Below are 22682 nucleotides of genomic sequence, written 5' to 3' on the forward strand. Positions count from 1 at the left end.
CTTTGAAATGCGTGATTAAAAGGAAAAAACTGCTAGCCAGATTAACAAACTAACCCCAAATTTAATAGAACAGATTAGGGCTATCATCGCTAAATAAGCCGATTAAACAGCGCCAATGCCGTAGGCAATACTTGGCGATGCTGTCTAATGCTATATTGTTATAACCAAAGCGGTTTAAGATTCAGATTTTGCCAGTACTGCCATGACTGGTTTAAAACTTTTGCGGTGTTCAGCTAATACCCCATGTTGTGCTAATGCTTCAAAATGGGCTTTAGTTGGGTAACCTTTATGATTGGCAAACCCATATTGTGGATATCTGGCATCAAGCTCAGCCATTTCCCTGTCGCGGGTTACCTTGGCAATAATCGATGCGGCGCTTATTGCTGCCACCAAGCCATCACCTTTGATAATGGCATGACTAACGATTCCAAACTCTGGACTACGATTCCCATCCACCAACACTCGCTCTGGGGTAATAGTTAAGCCTTGCACTGCCCGCTGCATAGCCAGCATGGTGGCATGGAGAATGTTAAGTTCATCAATCTCTAATGGGGATGCACGGCCGACACTAATGCATAAGGCTTTTTCAGTGATTTCAGTAAATAGCAATTCACGGCGTTTTTCAGTTAATTTTTTTGAGTCATTTAAGCCTGATATCGGATTATTAGGGTCTAAAATAACTGCTGCGGTAACCACATCACCCACTAATGGGCCTCGGCCAACTTCATCAACACCCGCGACCACGCCGCGGCTAATGTATTCAACTTGTTCGGGGGTAATACCCTTTATTACTGCAGGAATACGACTCACAAATCACCTCTAAAATTGCCATAAAAAAACCTGCTTGAGCGAATAACATCACTCAATCAGGCTTTAAAAATTACTGATATTAATCGAGTAAGTTAATTACCGCGTCAGCAGCTCTATCGCTGGCATTGCAGCGTAAACTGCGATGAATTTGCTCAAACTCTTGCTTAAGCGGCGTAAAATCTGCATTTAACTGCTCAATCACTGCAGCTGAAATATTCTCAGGATTACACTCATCTTGAACAATTTCAGGAATAAGCTTTTTGCCCGCGAGCAAGTTTGGCAAAGAGTAATGCTCAACTAACATCATGCGTTTAGCAATTTTGTAAGTCAGCGCATTAACCCGATAAGACATCACCATAGGCCTTTTAACCAGCATGGCTTCAAGTGCTGCAGTGCCTGATGCTAGTAAAATAGCGTCAGCTGCGGCCATGACTTCCCTTGATTGCCCTTCAATTAAATCGATAACCAAATCTGGTGCATACAGCTCAAGGGCGGCAATAAACTGCTCCTTACGGGCCTTATTAACCAGTGGCGTGACAAACTTAATATCTGGATAAGCTTGCTTAACAATCAGCGCCGCTTTAATAAAAGGTTCAGCTAACTGTTTTAGCTCACCACCGCGAGATCCAGGCAAAATGGCTAAATATTCTGCATTAGGGTCTAAACCCAGCAGTTTACGGGCAGCTAACTTATCGCTTTCAAGCGGAATATCATCCGCTAAAGTATGACCGACAAAGGTACATGGCACCTGATGTTTGTCATAAAACGCTTTTTCAAAAGGTAATAACGACAACACCATATTGGTGGCTTTTTCGATTTTGAAAATACGTTTTGGACGCCAAGCCCAGACCGACGGACTCACATAATGGACCGTTTTTATGCCTTTATTTTTTAACTTGAGTTCAACCCCAAGGTTAAAATCTGGCGCATCAATACCAATAAAGCAATCAGGTTTTGCTGCACAAATTTGCTCAATCAAACTGGCGCGCACTTTAAGTAAACGCGGCAGCCTTGCTAACACTTCAACAATCCCCATAACGGCAAGCTCTTCAAACGAAAAAAAGCTCTCGAAACCAAGAGCCTCCATTTGAGGACCACCAATGCCAATAAAGCGCGCATCTGGGTAGTGATTTTGTAGCGACTTAATTAAGCCTGCGCCTAAAATATCGCCGGAGATTTCTCCGGCGACCATAGCAAATATACGAGGGGTATTATTTGTCATTATCAATACTATCGAATGATCCCGCGAGATGAACCATTGATGAATTCAACCATGCCTTTAACGTATTCATCGGCTTCAGCGTCTTCAGTAATTTCAGCTAATGCTTCTTCAATCGTTAAATTTTTACGATATAGCGATTTATAGGTACGACGAATAGCATGTTGGGTTTCTTTAGTGAAACCTCGGCGCTTCAAACCTTCAACGTTCAGACCTCTTGGGATAGCTGGGCTACCGGCTGCCATCACAAATGGCGGCACATCTTGAAAGATGGTTGAAGAGCCTGCAGTAAACGCATGGGCACCAATATGTACAAACTGATGTACACCAGTCATGCCACCTAAAATAGCCCAATCACCAACATGTACATGGCCTGCAATAGAAGCATTATTTGCCATGATAATATTGTCACCTAGCACGCAGTCATGAGCGATATGCACATAAGCCATAAGTAGGTTATTTGAACCTATACGGGTTTCACTATTATCTTGAATGGTACCGCGGTGAATAGTCACGTTTTCACGAATGATATTATTATCACCCATGATTAAAGTTGTTGGCTCACCAGCATATTTCTTATCTTGGCATTCTTCGCCAATTGAAGAAAACTGGAAGAAACGATTGCCTTTACCAATGACACTTGGGCCTTTGATAACGACATGTGAACTAACCCAAGTATCGTCGCCAATTTCAACGTCAGCGCCAATATAACTCCAAGGGCCAATCGTGACATTGTTACCAATTTTTGCGTCTGGGTGAACGAATGCTAACTTATCAATCACTTGTTGATCTCTCTGCGTGCACACATGATTTCGGCTGAACAGGCTAGCTCGCCATCGACGAATGCTTGTCCTTCAAATACACCAATTCCTCGGCGCTCTTTAATCATTTTAACGTGGAAATGAATCTGATCACCTGGAGATACCACCCGCTTAAAACGTGCTTTATCAATACCAGCAAGTAAATATAAGACATCTGGTGATGGATCTGGACTCATGGTTTTAAATGCAAGCAAACCCGTTGCTTGGGCCATCGCTTCAATGATTAATACACCAGGCATTACTGGTTTAACTGGGAAGTGACCTTGGAAAAAAGGCTCATTAAAGGTGACATTTTTAATCGCATGTAAAGACTCACCTACGGTGTAATCTAGAACACGGTCAACTAACAAAAAAGGGTATCTATGAGGAAGATACTGAAGGATCTCTTCAATATCCATGGTATTTAATTGGTTTGACACGCTAATTCCTCGCAATGGCAATCATGCCATGACTTCTAATCTTGTATTTTCTTTTCAATCACTTTGACGCGATTAAATAATTCATCTAAATGACGGAAACGAACAGTATTGCGACGCCATGATTTGTTATCCATTGCAATTGTAGCAGATGAATACAAACCTGGTTTACGAATTTCGCTTGTCACATTGGTGCTGCCAGAGACATGGGTGCCGTCTGCAACCTTCAAATGGCCTGCGATACCGCTACCGCCACCAATAATACAGTACTTACCAAGAGTCGCACTACCGGCTAGGAATGAGGTTCCTGCAATAGCGGTATTTTGGCCGACAACACAATTATGGGCAATTTGAACTTGGTTATCGATGATAACGCCATCATGAATTTCTGTATGAGATAAAGCACCACGATCTACTGTGGTATTGGCGCCAATTTCTACATTATCGCCAATTCTTACACCACCAGTTTGTGGGATTTTGATCCAGTTACCGCGCTCGTTCGCATAGCCAAAGCCATCAGAACCAATCACGCAACCAGAATGAAAAATACATTGCTGACCAACAATCACATCATGATAAAAAGTCACATTAGCTTTTAAAATACAGCCAGAACCTATGATAGATTGTTCGCCGATTACGCTGCCTGCGCCAATTTGTACGTCATTACCAATAATGACACCAGTATCAATAACTGCATTAGCCCCTATAGCGACATTCTCGCCCAGTTGCGCTGAGGCATCGATTTGTGCCGAGGGGTGGATACCTTTGGTAACTTTTGGGGTGGTATCTAAAAGTTGTGCTACCCGTGCAAAGCCCACGTATGGGTCTTTTAACACTAAAGCATTGCCGCTGTAATCTTCGGCATCTTTTTCACTCAATAACACCGCACCCGCTTGAGAGGTCTCAAGCTGGGCACGATATTTACTATTGGCTAAAAAAGAAAGTTGATCTGAGGCGGCATCTTCTAGGGTCGCAACACTGGTGATCACCAAAGTGTCGTCGCCTTTAACAGATGCGCCTAATAGCTGACCAAGCTCTTTTAAAGTCACGGTTTTCATTAGTTGCCTTTACTTAACGCTTGAACAACTTTATCACTGATATCAGCATCTGGCTTAACGTAGATGACAGCACCACGTTGCAATACGATGTCATAAGACTCTTTTGCAGCAATAGTATTAATCGCTTCTTGTACTTTAACTAAAAGCTTGTTTTGCTCTTCACCTTGACGACGACGCATATCTTCATCAAGTGCTTTGCCTTTTAATTGGAAATCAGACTTTAGTGATTCCATTTCACGTCCAAGCTCAGTTTTTTGACTTTCGCTCATTAACGCGCCATCACGTTGTTGCTTTTCAACTAATGTACGCATTTGTTCTTGCATTTTTTGTACGTCAGCAACTCGATCACCAAACTCAGTTTTTAGTGACTGTGAAATTTGTTCACGTTGAGGCAGTTGCTCAAATACTTCGCCCATATCAACCACAGCAATTTTTTCCGCATGTGCCATCATAGGTGCACTTAAAAATGCCATTGTTACTAACGCGCGATTTAACATCTTTTTCAAAATAGACTCCTTGTTATTATCAGCAAAACTTGCTGAGTGTATTTGTTTTAGAACGTTTTGCCAATGTTGAACGAAAATATCTCTGTTTCATCATCTTCGTACTCTTTAATCGGCCAAGCCAAGCTAAACACCATAGGTCCCATTGGTGATAACCATTGGACGCTCATACCCCAAGAGGCACGGATCCGACCTGGGTCGCTATAATCTTCCAGTTTGTCAAACTCATCCGCTGGAAGGTATCTATACGAGTCATAATCAAACTCGGTATCCCATACGTTACCAGCATCAACAAAGAAACTAGTACGTACTGAATTAGAATAAGCCTCATCCAAGAAAGGCGTTGGAACAATCATTTCCACACTGGCAGTCGCAATGGCATTACCACCAATAGAACGACCAGAACTCACTTGAATTCGGTTAGGATCACCTGGCAGTGTACAGCCGTCACCTGATGGATCTGGCGCACATGGCTCACTACCACGATATAAATAGAACGAACGAGGGCCGACAGAATTAGACTTAAAGCCACGTAATGAGCTACTACCACCTGAGTAATAGTTTTCCCAGAAAGGCAAAATTTGATCATTCTCATTAAACTTACCATAACCATTGGCATAACCTAAGCGCGCTCGCGTTAGTAACACAAAGCTGTGGTTACGGGTTAATGGTAAGTAAAAGTTGGTATCAAAGTCAGTTTTAAAATACTGCAGATCCGACCCTGGAATGGTTGCTTTCGCACTTAGGCGCTGCGATGAACCATCTGTTGGGAAGGTGCCGCGGTTTAATGTACTGCGATACCAACCACCATTTATCTCAAAGTTATCAAAGGCTAAATCAGAATTCGGGTCATCAGACTCACGGTAAACATTATAGAAACGTAATGCTTGTTCGTAAGCAGAGATTTCTGAAATCGCGTTATGACGATAGCCGATACCACCATTTAAACGGTTATTTTCGTTTATCGGGAAGCCTGAGTTTACCGCGATGCCATAAGATTTATTCTTATAACGCTCAAGGTTAGCCTCGTTTGCATCAAACTCGTTCCAGAAGATACTGCCGCCTAAGCTCACACCATCTTTAGTAAAGTACGGGTCAGTGTAAGAGAAGTTAACGTTCTTAGAATACTTATTGGTATTTAAGTTAATACCCGCTTGGTTACCCGTACCTAAGAAGTTACTTTGCTGTACACCAAACTGCAGACTTAAGCCTGATTCAGTACCATAACCCACACCGGCGTTAAATGAACCAGATGGCTGTTCTTTCACATTGAAAGCCACATCCACTAAGTCATCACTGCCAGGTACTTGTACGGTTTCAGTATCAACTGTTTCAAAGTAACCTAAACGGTTTAACAATACTTTTGACTGCTCAACTTGAGCTGAGTTTAACCACGCACCTTCCATTTGACGTAGTTCACGACGCATTACTTCATCTTTAGTAACTGTGTTACCGCTGAAGTTAATTGAGCGCACGTAAACACGTTTACCAGGGTTAACATTAATGTTTAATGCAACCTCTTTGGTTTCGTCATTAATTTCTGGATAGGTTTTTACTTCAGGATAAGCATAACCAAAACGGCCTAAATACTTGCTGTACATTTCTTCGGTGAAGGTAACATCACCACCGTTGTACATATCGCCTTCTTTGATCGGCAAGATAGCCTTCATCAACTCTTCACGGCCCATTAAATCACCGGTTAAGTTAACTTCAGAGACCTCGTACTTATCACCTTCATCAACATTGATGGTGATGTACAAGCCTTTTCTATCAGGGGTCATTGCCACTTGGGTTGATGTTACCGCAAAGCGAATATAACCTTGGTTGTGATAGTAGGTTTTTACCGTTTCTAAATCAGCTTCAAGCTTTTGCTTTTGATAACGGCGCTCACCAAATAAGTCCCACCAAGCAACGTAATCTTTAAGCTCAAGTAAACCAATTAATTCAGAATCTGAAAAAACGGTATTACCCACTACGTTAATTTGGCGAATTTCAGCCGCTAAGCCTTCAGTGAAGTTAAATTTAAGTTCAACACGGTTACGAGGTAAGTTAATGACTTCTGCTTCAACTTTCGCGCCGTATTTACCCACACCGTAATAGAAATCTTGCAGGCCTTTTTCGATGCCTGACAACATGGTTCTATCAAGTGACTCACCGATTTTAATACCTGAGCCGTCTAAGCTTTCTTGTAACTGCTCATCTTTAATATCTTTGTTACCTTCAAAGGTAACAGCACTGATAGTGGCACGCTCTTTAACGGAAACAAGCAATACGCCATCTTCATGGCTAACACTGATGGTTTCGAAGTTGGTTGAGGCATACAAGCTTTTAATGGCTTGCTGTAATTTTACTTGGTCTACCGTATCGCCCACTTTAACGGGCAGGTTTAGCAAGGCAGCACCAAGTGCGACTCGCTGTAAACCATCAATCTGGATGTCGGTCACTTCAAATGGTTGGAAAGTTTCCGCCATACCATTGCCTGAAAATGACGCGCCGACTAAAATCATCGAGGCAAAAAGTTTATTCAATCTCATAGAGCACTTCTAATTATTTGTGTTCCCTGCTCAGAGTCTGGAAAAATCATTAAAGAGTGCAACACTCATCAACAATAACAGCATCGCTGCGCCAAACCTGAATCCTATGTCCTGTACCTTCTCCGGTACAGGCTTACCCGTAATCACTTCGATAAAGTAATACAGCAAGTGTCCCCCATCGAGCACTGGCAAAGGCATTAAATTAATGATGCCTAAGTTCACACTGATGAGTGCGATAAACCCAAGAAAGTACACAAATCCATAGTCTGCACTGGTACCAGCACCTTGAGCTATAGAAATAGGACCACTTAAGTTTTTCACCGACACATCGCCGGTAAACAGTTTTCCAATCATCTTAAAGCTGACAACCACCAGTTGCCATGTTTTATCAGCGGCTGCTGTGAAGGAATCTACTATGCCATACTCAAGCTGGAAGCGCATACTTTCCGGCCAATCAATTTGAGTAGGACTTACCCCGACCATGCCAATCACTTGGCCTGCAGCATTGGTTTGTGCTTGCGGGGTGACATTAAGGGTTAATGCTTGATTATCACGTAATATTTTTAGCTGCACCGTTTTATCGGCAGACTTTTGTATCACATCTACAAACGCATTCCAATCGCGGTATGGTTTACCATTGATGGCAGTAATTTCATCGCCAACCTGCATACCAGCATATTCTGCCGCGCTACCTTTGGTGATCAAGGCTATTTTAGGTTCAATGGCTGGGCGATAAATACCTAAACCAATTGCACTAATTGGCGATTCTTTATCGGGGTCAAATGTCCATTGGCTAATATCAAGCGTATGGGATTGACCAAGCTGGGCATCTGTAACGGCCGCATTAAGCGGTGTAAGACTGATCTCTAACGAATCGCCGCCAATATGACTCACTAACGCTAAATTAACTTCTTCCCAGTTTCTGACTTTTTGACCAGATACCGATAAAATTTGCATTGGCTCTTTAATGCTTATCTGCGCCGCAGGAGTATTGGCTTTGGTGGTATCAATAACAGGCTTAAAAGAAGGTACGCCAATGATGTACATAAGGTATAAGGCAACAATGGCGAACAAAAAGTTGGCCATGGGCCCGGCTGCCACAACCGCAATACGCTGCCAAACGGTTTTTCGATTAAAAGCTTGGTCGAGTAATTCCTCTGGGACATCTTCTACTCGCTCATCAAGCATTTTGACATAACCGCCAAGCGGGATCATCGCCACAACGTACTCAGTGCCGTCTTTACCAACCTTGCGCCAAATGGCTTTACCAAAGCCAATAGAAAAACGTTCGACTTTTATGCCGCAACGGCGTGCAACCCAAAAATGTCCGTATTCATGAACTGTAATCAAAATACCTAATGCGACAATAAATGACCCTAGGTTCCATAAAAAATCTAACATTGTTCTCCTAAGAACTAGTTAATTGATTTAATTGCTTCATGAGCAATAGCACGTGCTTGTGCATCTAACTGTACAATATCTTCAATCGTCGATAACGACGACTGCGGCACTTTTAATAAACACGCTTCATTAACTTTAGCGATGTCAGTGAACTTGATTTGTTCAGCTAAAAAGGCTGCTACGGCAATTTCGTTAGCGGCGTTAAGTACTGTTGTCGCCTCTTGCCCTTGCTCACAAGCCTGCATTGCTAAGCCTAAACATGGGAAACGATTGAAGTCAGGTTCACAGAAGCTCAATTCTCGGACTTTGAAAAAGTCCAAAGGTTCAACTCCAGCGTTAATTCTTTCAGGAAAAGACATACAATGGGCAATAGGTGTACGCATATCTGGGTTACCCATTTGTGCGAGCACTGAACCATCTCGATATTGCACCATAGAGTGAATCACACTTTGCGGGTGAATAACCACTTTCAATTGCTCAGCCTTAGTATTGAATAACCAGCGCGCTTCAATAAACTCAAGACCCTTGTTCATCATGGTGGCTGAATCGACTGAAATTTTAGGTCCCATTGACCAATTAGGGTGATTACACGCTTGTGCTGGCGTCATGGATTGAAGCGCGGCTAAATCGGCGGTTAAAAATGGGCCACCAGAGCCTGTCAGTAAAATATGCGAAATACCAGATGCGGTTAAATCACAGTGCCCAAGGTTGGCTTGAATATCGGCAGGTAAGCACTGAAAAATAGCATTATGCTCACTATCGACCGGCAGTAGGGTCGCGCCACTTTGCACTGTAGCCTGCATAAACAATTCGCCAGACATGACTAAGGCTTCTTTATTTGCCAGCAATACCCGTTTGCCCGCTTTAACTGCGGCAAAGGTTGAAACAAGACCTGCTGCGCCGACAATCGCGGCCATAACCGTATCAACTTCAGAAGCCGTGACAAGACCTAATAACGCATCCTCACCTGTTGTCACCTTAGTGGCAATATTAGCAGGTATACGCTGCTGCAGCGCCTTAGCTGCAGATTCATCGACCATATGTGCATATACTGGTTTATGCTCGATACATAATGACAACATTTTATCGACGCTGGCATTGGCAACGAGACCATAAACCGCATATTGCTGTGGGTTTTGGCTAATAACACTTAACGTACTTGACCCAATGGAGCCAGTAGCGCCTAAAATGACCATATTTTGCATTGTATTAAATCCAGAATGCGATGTAGATAAGAGTGAAGATCGGTAGTGCAGCCGTTAAACTGTCCATTCTATCGAGTACTCCACCATGGCCTGGTAAAATAGTACCTGAATCTTTTATATCAGCAGCACGTTTAAACATGCTTTCAGATAAATCACCAAAGGCTGAAGCTAAAGCGGTTATCAGCGTAACGGTAATCACTAAAGCTAATTCTTGTTCTGGTGAGTAATACATCACCCCACATGCGACGACCAAGGTTGCTAATAAGCCACCAATCAAACCTTCAAGGGTTTTATTAGGGCTAACATTGGGCATCAATTTATGCTTACCAAATGCGCGACCAGCAAAATAAGCACCTGTATCAGCGGCCCAAACAACTAACATGACTAAAAAGACTAAGGTGCCGCCAAAATAAGGGTCAACATTACTGCTGATTGATTTGAGCGTAATGAGGGCAACAAAACAGGGAATAAGTGTTAGCTGACCAAACATCGACTTCAGCATTGGGCTGTTTTTCCATATGCTGTCAGTTTTAGGAAATGAAATAACTAAAAGTGCGCTTAAAAACCACCAAAAAGCACCAATAGCAATAATAGAGACAAAAATAGGGTGTAATTGGCCTTTAAGCCACATTGCATCCACAGGTACGATAAAGTTTAACGCTAATAAAATAACGGTGACTGTGACGGTAAATGTCCACTGGGTCACTTTACACTCAGGGTCAATAAAGCTGCCCCACTCTTTTGCGCCGATCATGAATACCGGCACCAAAACCCAAGCAAAATACTCTGCAGGCAGAAAGAAAATGGCCCCTATAACGAGAGGAAGTAACCATAATACTGTTATAATTCTTTGTTTTAACAAAAGTTTAGCCTCTTAATTCTTTATATAGCGCGAATTTCTTCGATTTGACTGCCTGTCAAACCAAAGCGGCGCTGTCTACTGGCAAATACAGCAAGGGCATCTTTAAACGCTTGCTCATTGAAATCTGGCCATAAGGTGTCAGTAAAGACTAACTCCGCATATGCAGCCTGCCATAAAATAAAATTACTGATGCGGTAATCACCGCCTGTCCGGATCATCAAATCAACTTCATTTTGTCCGTGCATGCACAGTTGTTGATTTAATAAATCTTCAGTTAACTCATCGGATGCTAAATCACCTTGGGCGACTTTATCCGCTAACTTTTGTGTCGCTTGTAAAATATCCCAGCGGCCACCATAGTTAGCAGCAACATTAAGCACTAAACCAGTATTGCCTGCCGTTTTTTGTTGTGCTTCATGGATCTGTTTTTGTAAACGTGCAGAAAAGCGGCTGATATCACCGATAATATTTAAACGCACTTGATTATTATGCAGTAGTTTGATTTCGCGCTGTAATACAGTGAAAAACAATTCCATCAGCAAACTGACTTCTTTATCAGGACGACGCCAATTTTCACTGGAAAAAGCAAACAAGGTTAACGACTCGATTTGTAACTGGCTCGCCACACTGACAGCCCGACGCACGGCCTTTACACCGGCCTTGTGGCCGAACACTCTTGGTTTACCTTGTTGCTGAGCCCAGCGGCCATTGCCATCCATAATGATGGCAACATGTTTAGGCAACGACTGTTTAACCACATCAGATAATTGCCCAGGCAATTGCTCTGATGAATCAATATCGGTATCTAATTGTGTTTCTGGCTCAAATCCAACAGTGGATGACATCTATTACAACCCTTTCAAATAGACAAACGCCGTGTAGTATAACCTTACACGGCGCTTCAACTCTAGCTTTGCTATGAGGAGAATTAGACTTCCATCAATTCTTTTTCTTTAACAGCTAAAATTCCATCAATATTCTTGATGCTAGCATCGGTGAACTTCTGAATTTCATCTTCGCTACGGCGAACATCATCTTCAGTACACTCTTTTGCTTTCTCAAGCTTTTTAATTTCGCTGATAGCATCACGGCGAACGTTACGGACTGCAACACGGCCATTTTCAGCTTCACCACGAACCACTTTGATGAAATCTTTACGACGCTCTTCAGTCAATGCTGGTAATGGAATACGCATTGAGTTGCCGGCAGTCATTGGATTTAAGCCTAAATCAGAGCTCATAATCGCTTTTTCTACAGCTTGCACCATAGTAGCATCAAATACAGTTACATTTAGCGTACGTGAGTCTTCGATACCAATATTAGCAACTTGCTTAAGTGGTGTCATAGAACCGTAGTAAGAAACCTGAATTGAATCAAGTAAACTTGGGTGAGCACGGCCGGTACGCACTTTGGCCATTTGGTTTTTAGTTGCTTCAACACATTTGCTCATACGTTCTTGAGCATCTTCTTTAATTGTATTAATCACGTTAAATATCCTTTTGGTCACAAACACTTAATACCTGAACGGCACCTTGATAATGGTACACGGGTTGCCCTTTGTCGATACCCGTTCAAGTTAAATTTCTAAGCCTGATTTAGCTTGATTTTTTAGCGCTAATATACGTGCCTTCTTCTTCGCCCATGATAACACGGCGCAATGCACCTGGCTTATTCATGTTGAATACTAATATTGGCATGTTGTGGTCACGGGCTAGCGTAAATGCTGCTAAGTCCATTACCTTAAATTCGTTTTCTAACACTTCGTTGAAGCACAGGGTGTCGTATTTAACCGCTTCTGGATCCTTCATTGGATCAGCTGAATAAACACCATCAACTTTAGTGCCTTTAAGTACAACTTCAGCTTCAATTTCAATGCCGCGTAAGCAGGCTGCTGAATCGGTTGTACAGAATGGATTACCGGTACCCGCTGCAAAAATCACAACACGACCCGATTTTAATAAACTGATTGCTTCAGCCCAGTTGTAGTCATCACACACACCTTTTAAAGGAATGGCTGACATCAAACGTGCATTTACATAGGCACGGTGCAGTGCATCACGCATTGCAAGGCCGTTCATTACGGTTGCTAACATGCCCATATGATCGCCAACAACACGATTCATACCAGCTTGCGCTAAGCCTTCACCACGGAATAGATTACCACCACCAATTACAACCCCAACTTGAATACCTAACTCAACCAGTTCTTTGACTTCTTGAGCCATACGATCAAGTACTTTAGGGTCAATACCGAAGCCTTCTTCGCCCATCAAGGCTTCACCACTTAATTTTAAAAGAACGCGTCTAAATGCAGGTTTTGGATTGGTGCTCATAACTTTTTCCTAATTATAACAAAACCGCAGCGGTTGCTGCGGCTTTAGGGTATGAAGAGATGTTGAATTACGCTTTTTTAGTAGCGGCGATTTGTGCAGCAACTTCTGCAGCAAAATCTTCTTCTTTCTTCTCGATACCTTCACCCACTTCTAAACGAATGAAGTTAGATACTGTTGCGCCTTTCTCTTTAAGAATATCGCCAACAGTTTTCTTAGGCTCCATGATGTAAGCTTGACCAGTAAGAGAGATCTCACCAGTAAACTTCTTCATACGGCCAATAACCATCTTCTCAGCGATTTCTTGAGGCTTACCTTCGTTCATCGCGATTTCTACTTGAAGCGCTTGCTCACGAGCAACAACATCAGCAGGTACGTCAGTTGGATTAACGAATTCAGGCTTAGAAGCAGCAACATGCATTGCGATGTGCTTAAGTGTTTCAGCGTCAGCTTCACCCGTTACAACAACACCGATACGGTCGCCGTGACGGTAAGTCGCTTGAGTAGCGCCATCGATGTACTCGATACGACGAACGTTGATGTTTTCACCGATTTTAGCTACTAAAGCAACACGAGTTTCTTCAAACTGTGCTTTTAGCTCTTCGATTGTTACTTTAGATGCAGCAGCAACTTCAAGTACTTCGTTAGCAAATGCTAAGAAGTTACCGTCTTTAGCAACGAAATCTGTTTGGCAGTTAACTTCTAATAATGCTGTGTAGCCTTCAGCTTGCTTGATTAGAATTGTACCTTCAGCAGCAATGTTACCTGCTTTTTTAGCAGCTTTTGCAGCACCGCTCTTACGCATGTTATCAATCGCTAGCTCGATATCACCGTTAGTTTCAGTCAATGCTTTTTTACAGTCCATCATGCCAGCGCCAGTGCGGTCACGAAGTTCTTTAACTTGGGCAGCAGTAATTGCCATTGTTAAGTCCTCAAATTTGATTCGTTTAATATTTCATCTATAAAACAGGGGCCTAAAGGCCCCTGTTCACCAATTAATTATTGGCAAATAAGGGAGATGGTAACCATCAACCTTATTAAACAGTTTCTACGAAACCGTCTTGCTCAGCTTGAACAGCTAAATCTTGACCACGGCCTGAGTTAGCAGCTGCAGCAACAGAAGAAGTGTACAAACGGATAGAACGCATAGCATCATCGTTACCAGGAACGATGTAGTTAACGCCATCTGGAGCAGAGTTAGTATCAACAACAGCAACAACTGGGATACCTAAGTTGTTAGCTTCTTTAATAGCGATATGCTCGTGGTCAGCACCGATAACGAATAATACGTCAGGTAAGCCGCCCATGTTTTTGATACCACCAAGAGATTTTTCTAACTTCTCTAGCTCGCGAGTACGCATTAACGCTTCTTTCTTAGTAAGCTTGTCGAAAGTACCGTCAACAGACTGGCTTTCTAGCTCTTTAAGACGTTTGATTGACTGACGAACAGTTTTCCAGTTAGTCAACATACCGCCTAACCAGCGGTGATCAACGTAGTACTGGTCACAAGAGATTGCAGCTTCTTTGATAGCTTCGCCAGCAGCGCGCTTAGTACCAACAAAAAGAACTTTACCTTTCTTAGAAGCAACATTGCTAATGAAAGCTAAAGCTTCGTTGAACATTGGTACAGTGTGCTCAAGGTTGATGATATGAACACCATTACGTGCACCGAAGATGAAAGGTTTCATCTTAGGATTCCAGTAACGAGTTTGGTGACCGAAGTGAACACCAGCTTGAAGCATGTCGCGCATTGAAACAGTAGTCATTTTATATACCTTAATTTGGGGGGTTAGACCTCCACGGATCCCATACCTTCGACCCTTGCCTAAAATAGACTAAGAGCACCCCGAAGAATGTGTCGATACGTGTGTGATTTAGTATTTAGTTAAATTGCCATCTATAACATGTATAATGGCCGCCATATTTTACTCTTAGTGAAGCAATAAGTGAAGAAAGCTTTGATGCTTAGTTCACTTTTATGTTTCGTTAAGACTTATACATAACGGCGCGCTTTATATCATAACTGGGTAAAAAGTACAAATTTTGCCACATTTTAAATGCGCTTTTTTGACAGCGACAACGGTAAGAGAAAATTCATGAGCATAGTTATCAAGACAGCAGAACAAATCGAAAAAATGCGTGTAGCAGGTAAATTAGCCGCTGACGTGTTAGAAATGATAGCCCCACATGTAAAAGTGGGAGTAACGACAGATGAGTTGAATGAAATCTGTGCTAAATACACTGAAGAACATGGAGCTATCTCTGCACCGCTGAACTATCACGGCTTTCCAAAATCAATCTGTACTTCGGTAAATGAAGTCGTGTGTCATGGTATTCCTGGCCCTTACATATTAAAAGACGGTGACGTGCTCAATATCGATATCACAGTGATCAAAGATGGCTTTCATGGCGACACCTCTAAAATGTTTTTAATTGGTGATGTTAGCCCTAAAGACAAACGTCTAGTTCGTATTGCTCAAGAAAGCCTTTATTTAGCCATTAAGAAAGTCAAGCCGGGTGCTAAGTTAGGTGAAATTGGCACTGCTATCGAAAAGTTCATTAAAGCCAGTAAATCTGGTTTAGACAAATACTCAATCGTGCAAGATTATTGTGGTCACGGCATCGGTGAAGGCTTTCACGAAGAGCCACAAGTGGTCCATTATAAAAACAACGACAAAACGGTTTTAAAAGAAGGCATGTGTTTCACAATCGAGCCAATGATTAATGCTGGACGCTACACAACGGTTTTAGATAAAGAAGATAACTGGACAGTGACCACTTCAGATGGTAAAAAATCAGCACAATGGGAACACACATTGCTAGTGACTAAAACCGGAGTCGAAGTACTCACACTACGTAATGAAGAAGAATTCCCAAGAACGCTTTAATTTTTAGGTAAAAAGGACGTCAATGAACACTGCGCTGGTAGCTAAAAACACCCTAGTCGATCTAAACCAGCGCTTATTGGCGCAATTTGCTCAAAAGCAGCCAATAACTGAACTCGTCAAAGAGCGATGTGTATTTGTTGATGAGCTATTAAAACAAGCTTGGAAATCGTTTTATTTTAATGATCAGACGATTGCGCTCATTGCGGTGGGTGGATACGGCCGCGGAGAATTACACCCCCACTCTGATATTGATTTACTGATCCTGACCCAAACCGAAGCCAAGAACCTGCAAGCCCAAGAGCTTATCAGCCAATTTATCACTTACCTTTGGGATTCTGGCTTAGAGATCGGTCACAGTGTGCGCACCATTGAGCAAACCCTTGAGCTTGGCCTTAGCGATATCAGCACTGCTACTAACCTGCTTGAAGCTAGATTGTTATCAGGTGACGAAAGCTTATTTGATCAATTATATGACGCGATTCGTGAACATGATTTTTGGCCTTCTGACACATTCTTTCTTGCAAAAAAACAAGAACAGCAATATCGACATGCTAAAGCCAATGCCTTTGATTTAGAACCCAATATCAAGTCATGTCCCGGTGGCTTACGCGATATTCAAACTATAGCATGGGTGGCTATGCGCCACTTTGACGCCGCGTCATTACAAGAATTAGTCGGCTACGACTTTCTTGAGCCCATTGAATTAACCGAGTTACTGGAATGTCAGGATTTTCTCTGGCAACTGCGTTTTTCACTGCACATGATTGCTGGCAGAGATGAAAATAGGCTGCTGTTTGACTTACAAAGACAAGTTGCCGCAGCAATGGGTTATGAGGATGGGACTCAGCTCGCGGTCGAGCAAATGATGAAACGCTATTACCGCACAGTAAGACGGGTAATGGAATTAAATGAGATGTTGCTGCAGTTATTTAAGCGTGCAACCTTGCATCAAACTGCGCCGTTAACCATTCAGCCAATCAATGAAAACTATCAGCGCCGTGGTCACTTCATTGAAGTGCTCGATAATCAACTGTTTGAGCAACAACCTGAACAAATTATTAATTTATTTTTGTTAGTGGCCAAAAATTCTAATATCCAACGCATTTATGCCCCAACGCTGCGGCTTTTACGTAAAGCACGACGTGGCCTTAAGGGGCCATTACAAGATAACCCAGAGTGCAGAAAATGCTTAATGAGTATTTTAAAGCACCCTCGTGGCATAACAGCTTTATCCTTGATGCATAAACACGGCATATTATCTTCATACTTACCCGCATGGCGTAACATCGAAGGTCAAATGCAGTTTGATTTATTTCATGCGTACACGGTTGATGAGCACACTCACCGCTTACTGCTCAACATTGACCGCTTTTCGCAAACTGAGCAGATAGATGAATTCCCCTTAGGCGCGATTTTAATTAATCAGTTGCCTAAAAAAGGCTTATTAGTTTTAGGCGCTATATTCCATGACATTGCTAAAGGACGAGGCGGCGATCATAGTAAGTTAGGCTCTAAAGACGCGCTGGATTTTTGTAAGCTTCATGGATTAAACGATCATGACGGCCGTTTAGTGGCTTGGTTGGTTGAAAACCATTTAGTGATGTCAGTCACCGCACAGCGCCGTGATATTTCAGATCCTGATGTGGTGGCCGTTTTTGCAGATAGAGTCCAAGATGCGGTGCATTTAAGTTATTTATATTGCTTAACTGTGGCCGATATTTGCGCGACAAACCACAAAGCATGGAATAATTGGAAAGGCTCGTTACTGCGGGATTTATATTTTTCAACTCAGCGCGTGTTAGCCAGAGGCAAAGAAAAGCCCATTGATGTGGCTGAGCGAGTCCAAGAAACCAAACAAAAAGCGCAAAAAGAGCTGCTACGACGTGGCGTAAAACAAAAAAATATTGATGCGTTATGGCTAAGGTTTAAAGACGATTACTTTTTACGTCATCAACCTAATCAGGTTTCATGGCATACAGAAGCCTTGTTGAAACACGACAAGCAAAAACCATTGGTGCTTATTTCAAAGCATACGACCCGTGGTGGCAGCGAGCTGTTTGTTTACGCCAAAGATAAACCCAAGTTATTTGCCACTGTTATGGCGGTGTTAGACAATAAAAACATTAATGTTCATGATGCTAACGTTATGACATCAAATGATGATTACGCCTTAGATACATTCGTTATCCTAGAGCAAGATGGCGAACCAATCAGCCAACTTTCCCGCATTCAGTCGATTAAAAAGTCACTTGAGAAGGCGTTAGCAGCACAAAAACCTAAACCGTCAAAATTTAGAAAGCTGTCACGGATCATGAAACCTTTTAATGTTCGTACCCAAGTAAGTTTCCTACCTGGGACTAACCATGATACAAGTATGATGGAACTAATCGCATTAGACTTCCCGGGCTTATTAGCCAGCGTCGGAGAAGTGCTGCATCGCTGCGATATCACCTTATTATCAGCTAAAATTACCACCATTGGAGAGCGCGCCGAAGATTTCTTTATCTTACAAAATAATGCCGGCAGCGAGCTCAATGAAACGCAACAAGCGCAACTATCTGAAGCCCTCTTAGGAGCGCTTTCAACACCTTTACCACAATAAACTAATCGGGAGAAAGTAATGGAGGCATTACGCCAACGCATAGAAGCTGCATTTGAGGCTCGTCAGGACATCACACCTAGCACGGTAGAGCCAAGTGTTCGTGCAGATATCGAAACTGTTATTAGCATGCTAGACAAAGGTCAGGCTCGCGTAGCAGAAAAGATTGATGGCGAATGGCATGTACACCAGTGGTTAAAGAAAGCGGTACTGCTTTCTTTCCGTATCTTTGATAATCAAGTTATCGACGGTGGTGATACCAAGTACTTTGATAAAGTGCCGCAGAAGTTTGCTGACTACACAGCTGAACGTTTCAAAGAAGAAGCAATTCGTGTTGTACCACCTGCAACGGTTCGTAAAGGCTCATTTATCGGTAAAAATACCGTATTAATGCCTTCTTATGTCAACCTAGGTGCATTCGTTGACGAAGGTACTATGGTCGATACATGGGCGACTGTGGGTTCTTGTGCACAAATTGGTAAGAACGTACATTTATCTGGCGGAGTGGGCATTGGTGGCGTTCTAGAGCCACTACAAGCAGGTCCTACTATCATTGAAGATAACTGTTTCATTGGCGCGCGCAGCGAAATCGTTGAAGGCGTAGTTGTTGAAGAAGGCAGTGTTATTTCAATGGGCGTATACATAGGCCAAAGCACACGTATTTTTGACCGTGAAACAGGTGAAGTACATTACGGGCGTGTACCTGCAGGCTCTGTTGTTGTTTCTGGTAACTTACCTTCTAAGTGCGGCACTTACAGCTTATATGCTGCTATTATCGTTAAAAAGGTTGATGCGAAAACGCGCGGAAAAGTGGGTATTAACGAATTACTGCGTATCGTAGATTAATCGTTAGTCACCCAATTAACAGGGCTTCTATTGAAGCCCTTTTTAATGGGTAAAATCTGCCAACTGATGATTAATTAGCTCATTTAATGATTAACTTTTCCATTGGTATACAAGCAAGTTTAAGGCCTCTTGGGGAATGGTAAATTGAATGCTTGTCACCTTTAAAACCACAAGCGCGATAAAAATCAGCTGCATTTAAAGAAGCATCCAATATTAATTTTTTACAGCCTGCTTCAATTGCGACGGTTTCGAGTTGTTGTAACATCGCCCTGCCGACACCTAGACCAAAAGTACTGGGGTGCACAAACATCCCATCGACCATGCCAGTAGCAACAGCGAAACTTTTGCCGGCATCATGGTTAACGTCAATCATGCCAACACCTACCACTGCATCATTGACCACAGCAACATAGCCATGCTCCGAAAATGCATCGACAAATGTTATTGGCAGCTCACCATCCGTCCAAGCTACCAGCATTGCGTCATCATAATGCCCTTTGCATTGGCTTAGTATTGCTTGGTTTCGAATATCAAATGCCACTGTGGCATCATGGCGCTGTGCTTTTCTGATCTGCATCCTTGCTCCGTGTAAATATCATGCTTAATCATTACACATTATTGTTTTACTGATATAAAAACAACACATCAAGCTTGATAAATTGACCTTGATAAATTGACCTTGATTAATCGACGTTGAGTGCGGTTAACTCGCGGCTTTCAGTTTTTCGACATTATCGGCAATCTCCATAAAGCTGGGATTTAAATTCACATCAATGGGGAGTTTTAAGGTTCGTACAATATCATTAGCCGAAATTAAGCCACGAATAACGTGGGCTCGCTCGTCAACTACTAAACAGTGCTGATGCTGGGAATGCTTCAGCGTTTCAATGACATCAATAATTCGCGCTTTAACCAGTTCCACATAATCAATGGCTTTTAGCTTATTTTTTGGCAACATAAAGTCACTCAATAAAAGTTGATCTCGCGAAAAACCTGCGGCGACCTGCTTAAGCATTTCTTGGCTATGAAGCATTTGTAAACTCACCAGCCCCATAAAATGCCCTTGTTGATCAATGACAATTTTTAACCTGACATGGGATTGTTTCATTAAATGTTCAACGTCTACCGCAGCGGTATTCATTTCAATTACAAAAGGTTTTAGCTGGCTAAAATCAGTAAACACCGCAGCGGCGGTTGAATAAATATTGATATGCTCAGACACTTCAGGGCGGGCAAGCTCATCGACTTTGTCAACTGAATATAAATTTAGTGTTTTCATTAAAAACTTCCTTTTTTGACAAAACAACCGATATTTCTGGGTGTTATCGAGTCTAATTGAGGGAAGTTATCAAGCTTATTACAATTAAAGCTTCTAAATTATAATCACTTGCAATGACTTCATAGTTTAATTTGCCACTATCAGGTTTTGGCATAGGCAAACTTGATAGTGGTATACGACGGCTTAATTTAGACAGGTTAACCTGTAAATTATAGTGCAAAATGTATAATTTAAAGGTTTAAAACAATTATAAGCTCTTTGGTTGACCTTACTTTAAACGCTCAGGTTGAACCATCAGGCTATTGGCTTCATCAGACAACCAAATTTCGCCATCAGTAATACTCACCTGCAATTTCATGTTGCGGTTAACAAACACTTCCATTGCTGCAACACTTTCTTCAGCTATATTAAATACACTTAAGTTTTTATAGCGTTGCAGTGCTTGTTCATTTTGCTTCCACCAAATAGGCACACTGCGACCACTGTAGGTGATTAACTGAACCTGCTTTGACCGACCACAAGCTTTACGCAGCCACTTCTCATCAGCTTGGCCAAATTCAATCCATAAATTGATTTCATCAGATAAGCTTTTTTCCCATAGCTCAGGTTCATCTTCAACACAAAGCCCTTTGCTAAATTGCAGCGAGTCCGACGCATTCATAATAAACGCTAAAATTCTCACCATCATGCGGCTATCCGTTTCTGAAGGATGCTGGGCAATGGTAAGTTGATGATTGGCATAGTAATGTCTATCCATATCAGCGATTTGAATTGTTGCTTTATAGACGGTAGCTTTAGGCGCCATGGGAGTTCCATACAAATAAAAAAACCGAGTCTAACCTGTTTAGCACAAGTATGAAACTCGGTTTAGAATATGTTTTTAGCTCAGTCAATTTACCATTAAGCTAGGCAGTAAATATCCCCACAAAAATGACTATAAAGCCCCAGGTTGAAGATGCTTCGCCATGGGGAAATGTGCTTTAAATTTTTTTAACTTTTCAGTGTCTAGCAACAATAGCATGCGCTCGCCATGGTGATATTTTGCTGCAATTTCACTGAGATTAGGGACAGCTTCGCGGCTAGCATCACGTCTTATAAGTTCATTAATATCGGTACTAACGCCATTTTCAGTCAGCGGACTGTCCCGATAAATTACTTCAATTTTCTGCAATAATGGCATAGCGGCAATAGGCAATAAGGCCGCGTTATCGTTTTCATCTAACAATAATATTTCGCCATCGGCAGCTAAACTGCTAAATGCATCTTGATAATGAGCTTCTGTCACACTATCAAAACGATCACTGTTTAGTTTAAAGAATCGCTCCCAAAATAAACGTCTATCTTTACCAGAACTGATTTTTTGCTGCACTTCAGTGCGCTTTGACGCAACAAAATCAAATAGAGGGCTCAATGACTGGGGCAATAGCGTTTCAAGTCGGGAACGAATAGTGCGAGCAAACACTGGCGCGGCGCCAGCGGTACTGATGGCAACGACTAAGCGACCTCTGTCGACGATGGAAGGTGTTATAAAGCGGCAAAAACTGGGATTATCAACCACATTGACCCAAATGCCTTTTTGGGTGGCTAAAACGGCATAGTCTTTATTGAGTTGTTCATTGGCTGTGGCCATGTAGATCACATCATAATCAGCAATATCAGCTGCTTCAATAACGCGCCTATGTAATCGAATTCGCCCTTTTTGATGATAGCTTTGAATTTCTTGAGCGATATCCGGGGCAATAACAGTAATGTCAGCTTCGGTGCGTGACAGCAAATCAAGCTTTCTAGTGGCCACTTCTCCGGCACCAACAACTAGTACCTGTAAATTTTTGGTATCCACAAATAATGGAAAATACTGCATCGATCACTCGCAAAATAATTAAGATAATCAACTATAACCAGTTAATAGTG

At 42.2% G+C, this 22682-nt stretch carries 22 protein-coding genes; 3 read left to right on the plus strand and 19 right to left on the minus strand.

Features of this window, described 5'->3' with window-relative positions:
- Positions 1 to 174 precede the first annotated feature (174 nt).
- From rnhB to rpsB, 15 genes are all read right to left on the minus strand, one after another.
- Complete coding sequence (gene rnhB, locus AB4140_RS15615; RefSeq protein WP_372001667.1) at positions 175 to 801, minus strand: ribonuclease HII; 627 nt, start codon at positions 799 to 801, stop codon at positions 175 to 177.
- 88 nt (positions 802 to 889) lie between these two features.
- Positions 890 to 2032 (minus strand): lipid-A-disaccharide synthase, encoded by a 1143-nt coding sequence (gene lpxB, locus AB4140_RS15620; RefSeq protein ID WP_102476172.1) that lies wholly within the window; start codon positions 2030 to 2032, stop codon positions 890 to 892.
- An 8-nt stretch (positions 2033 to 2040) separates the two neighbouring features.
- Positions 2041 to 2811, minus strand: a complete 771-nt coding sequence (gene lpxA, locus AB4140_RS15625; RefSeq protein ID WP_102439644.1) for an acyl-ACP--UDP-N-acetylglucosamine O-acyltransferase — start codon at positions 2809 to 2811, stop codon at positions 2041 to 2043.
- A complete protein-coding gene (fabZ, locus tag AB4140_RS15630; protein WP_076542894.1) occupies positions 2808 to 3269 on the minus strand; it encodes a 3-hydroxyacyl-ACP dehydratase FabZ in 462 nt (153 codons plus the stop codon). Before fabZ ends, lpxA begins: the two co-directional genes overlap by 4 nt.
- A gap of 35 nt (positions 3270 to 3304) precedes the next feature.
- Positions 3305 to 4324: a UDP-3-O-(3-hydroxymyristoyl)glucosamine N-acyltransferase gene (gene lpxD, locus AB4140_RS15635; protein ID WP_372001641.1), complete on the minus strand. Its 1020-nt coding sequence runs from the start codon at positions 4322 to 4324 to the stop codon at positions 3305 to 3307.
- Positions 4324 to 4821: an OmpH family outer membrane protein gene (locus AB4140_RS15640; RefSeq protein WP_102439646.1), complete on the minus strand. Its 498-nt coding sequence runs from the start codon at positions 4819 to 4821 to the stop codon at positions 4324 to 4326. The genes lpxD and AB4140_RS15640 overlap by 1 nt, the downstream gene beginning before the upstream one ends.
- A 56-nt stretch (positions 4822 to 4877) precedes the next feature.
- Positions 4878 to 7361 (minus strand): outer membrane protein assembly factor BamA, encoded by a 2484-nt coding sequence (bamA, locus tag AB4140_RS15645; protein WP_372001643.1) that lies wholly within the window; start codon positions 7359 to 7361, stop codon positions 4878 to 4880.
- Between the two features lie 30 nt (positions 7362 to 7391).
- Positions 7392 to 8762, minus strand: coding sequence for a sigma E protease regulator RseP (gene rseP / locus AB4140_RS15650; RefSeq protein ID WP_372001645.1), 1371 nt, complete (start codon positions 8760 to 8762; stop codon positions 7392 to 7394).
- A 14-nt stretch (positions 8763 to 8776) separates the two neighbouring features.
- Positions 8777 to 9967: a 1-deoxy-D-xylulose-5-phosphate reductoisomerase gene (gene ispC / locus AB4140_RS15655; protein ID WP_102439649.1), complete on the minus strand. Its 1191-nt coding sequence runs from the start codon at positions 9965 to 9967 to the stop codon at positions 8777 to 8779.
- 4 nt (positions 9968 to 9971) lie between these two features.
- A complete protein-coding gene (locus AB4140_RS15660) occupies positions 9972 to 10829 on the minus strand; it encodes a phosphatidate cytidylyltransferase (protein ID WP_102439650.1) in 858 nt (285 codons plus the stop codon).
- A 20-nt stretch (positions 10830 to 10849) separates the two neighbouring features.
- On the minus strand, positions 10850 to 11674 hold the full coding sequence (locus tag AB4140_RS15665; protein ID WP_102439651.1) for an isoprenyl transferase: 825 nt from the start codon (positions 11672 to 11674) through the stop codon (positions 10850 to 10852).
- 83 nt (positions 11675 to 11757) lie between these two features.
- Positions 11758 to 12315: a ribosome recycling factor gene (gene frr / locus AB4140_RS15670; protein ID WP_076542902.1), complete on the minus strand. Its 558-nt coding sequence runs from the start codon at positions 12313 to 12315 to the stop codon at positions 11758 to 11760.
- 109 nt (positions 12316 to 12424) lie between these two features.
- Positions 12425 to 13162 (minus strand): UMP kinase, encoded by a 738-nt coding sequence (pyrH, locus tag AB4140_RS15675; RefSeq protein WP_076542903.1) that lies wholly within the window; start codon positions 13160 to 13162, stop codon positions 12425 to 12427.
- 67 nt (positions 13163 to 13229) lie between these two features.
- Positions 13230 to 14081 (minus strand): translation elongation factor Ts, encoded by an 852-nt coding sequence (gene tsf / locus AB4140_RS15680; protein WP_076542904.1) that lies wholly within the window; start codon positions 14079 to 14081, stop codon positions 13230 to 13232.
- Positions 14082 to 14196: 115 nt separating this feature from the next.
- Positions 14197 to 14925 carry a 30S ribosomal protein S2 gene (gene rpsB, locus AB4140_RS15685; RefSeq protein WP_076542905.1) on the minus strand — a complete coding sequence of 243 codons (729 nt, stop codon included), beginning with the start codon at positions 14923 to 14925 and terminating at the stop codon, positions 14197 to 14199.
- A gap of 330 nt (positions 14926 to 15255) precedes the next feature.
- Between rpsB and map the strand changes: the two genes are divergently transcribed.
- The 3 genes from map to dapD are packed head-to-tail and all read left to right on the plus strand — an operon-like array spanning position 15256 to position 19492.
- Positions 15256 to 16047, plus strand: coding sequence for a type I methionyl aminopeptidase (gene map, locus AB4140_RS15690; RefSeq protein ID WP_076542906.1), 792 nt, complete (start codon positions 15256 to 15258; stop codon positions 16045 to 16047).
- 22 nt (positions 16048 to 16069) lie between these two features.
- Positions 16070 to 18649: a bifunctional uridylyltransferase/uridylyl-removing protein GlnD gene (glnD, locus tag AB4140_RS15695; RefSeq protein ID WP_372001649.1), complete on the plus strand. Its 2580-nt coding sequence runs from the start codon at positions 16070 to 16072 to the stop codon at positions 18647 to 18649.
- Between the two features lie 18 nt (positions 18650 to 18667).
- The gene (dapD, locus tag AB4140_RS15700; protein WP_076542908.1) at positions 18668 to 19492 is read left to right on the plus strand and encodes a 2,3,4,5-tetrahydropyridine-2,6-dicarboxylate N-succinyltransferase; all 825 of its coding nucleotides are present in this window, start codon (positions 18668 to 18670) and stop codon (positions 19490 to 19492) included.
- 79 nt (positions 19493 to 19571) lie between these two features.
- On the opposite strand, the gene AB4140_RS15705 is transcribed toward dapD, so the two are convergent.
- From AB4140_RS15705 to AB4140_RS15720, 4 genes are all read right to left on the minus strand, one after another.
- A complete protein-coding gene (locus AB4140_RS15705; RefSeq protein WP_102531436.1) occupies positions 19572 to 20069 on the minus strand; it encodes a GNAT family N-acetyltransferase in 498 nt (165 codons plus the stop codon).
- 126 nt (positions 20070 to 20195) lie between these two features.
- The gene (locus AB4140_RS15710) at positions 20196 to 20771 is read right to left on the minus strand and encodes a CBS domain-containing protein (RefSeq protein ID WP_372001652.1); all 576 of its coding nucleotides are present in this window, start codon (positions 20769 to 20771) and stop codon (positions 20196 to 20198) included.
- A 268-nt stretch (positions 20772 to 21039) separates the two neighbouring features.
- Complete coding sequence (locus tag AB4140_RS15715; RefSeq protein WP_102519076.1) at positions 21040 to 21576, minus strand: YaeQ family protein; 537 nt, start codon at positions 21574 to 21576, stop codon at positions 21040 to 21042.
- Between the two features lie 129 nt (positions 21577 to 21705).
- A complete protein-coding gene (locus tag AB4140_RS15720; RefSeq protein ID WP_372001654.1) occupies positions 21706 to 22632 on the minus strand; it encodes a bifunctional precorrin-2 dehydrogenase/sirohydrochlorin ferrochelatase in 927 nt (308 codons plus the stop codon).
- Positions 22633 to 22682: the final 50 nt, after the last annotated feature.

This window comes from Shewanella sp. 10N.286.51.B2, assembly GCF_041469265.1.
In the GTDB taxonomy this organism is placed as follows: domain Bacteria; phylum Pseudomonadota; class Gammaproteobacteria; order Enterobacterales; family Shewanellaceae; genus Shewanella.

Bases quoted from the DNA above. Each gene is read 5' to 3' on its own strand.
- lpxB (WP_102476172.1), bottom strand. From the start codon at position 2,032: ATGACAAATAATACCCCTCGTATATTTGCTATGGTCGCCGGAGAAATC.
- lpxD (WP_372001641.1), bottom strand. From the start codon at position 4,324: ATGAAAACCGTGACTTTAAAAGAGCTTGGTCAGCTATTAGGCGCATCT.
- AB4140_RS15640 (WP_102439646.1), bottom strand. From the start codon at position 4,821: ATGTTAAATCGCGCGTTAGTAACAATGGCATTTTTAAGTGCACCTATG.
- bamA (WP_372001643.1), bottom strand. From the start codon at position 7,361: ATGAGATTGAATAAACTTTTTGCCTCGATGATTTTAGTCGGCGCGTCA.
- rseP (WP_372001645.1), bottom strand. From the start codon at position 8,762: ATGTTAGATTTTTTATGGAACCTAGGGTCATTTATTGTCGCATTAGGT.
- ispC (WP_102439649.1), bottom strand. From the start codon at position 9,967: ATGCAAAATATGGTCATTTTAGGCGCTACTGGCTCCATTGGGTCAAGT.
- AB4140_RS15665 (WP_102439651.1), bottom strand. From the start codon at position 11,674: ATGTCATCCACTGTTGGATTTGAGCCAGAAACACAATTAGATACCGAT.
- pyrH (WP_076542903.1), bottom strand. From the start codon at position 13,162: ATGAGCACCAATCCAAAACCTGCATTTAGACGCGTTCTTTTAAAATTA.
- tsf (WP_076542904.1), bottom strand. From the start codon at position 14,081: ATGGCAATTACTGCTGCCCAAGTTAAAGAACTTCGTGACCGCACTGGC.
- rpsB (WP_076542905.1), bottom strand. From the start codon at position 14,925: ATGACTACTGTTTCAATGCGCGACATGCTTCAAGCTGGTGTTCACTTC.
- map (WP_076542906.1), top strand. From the start codon at position 15,256: ATGAGCATAGTTATCAAGACAGCAGAACAAATCGAAAAAATGCGTGTA.
- glnD (WP_372001649.1), top strand. From the start codon at position 16,070: ATGAACACTGCGCTGGTAGCTAAAAACACCCTAGTCGATCTAAACCAG.
- dapD (WP_076542908.1), top strand. From the start codon at position 18,668: ATGGAGGCATTACGCCAACGCATAGAAGCTGCATTTGAGGCTCGTCAG.
- AB4140_RS15705 (WP_102531436.1), bottom strand. From the start codon at position 20,069: ATGCAGATCAGAAAAGCACAGCGCCATGATGCCACAGTGGCATTTGAT.
- AB4140_RS15710 (WP_372001652.1), bottom strand. From the start codon at position 20,771: ATGAAAACACTAAATTTATATTCAGTTGACAAAGTCGATGAGCTTGCC.
- AB4140_RS15715 (WP_102519076.1), bottom strand. From the start codon at position 21,576: ATGGCGCCTAAAGCTACCGTCTATAAAGCAACAATTCAAATCGCTGAT.
- AB4140_RS15720 (WP_372001654.1), bottom strand. From the start codon at position 22,632: ATGCAGTATTTTCCATTATTTGTGGATACCAAAAATTTACAGGTACTA.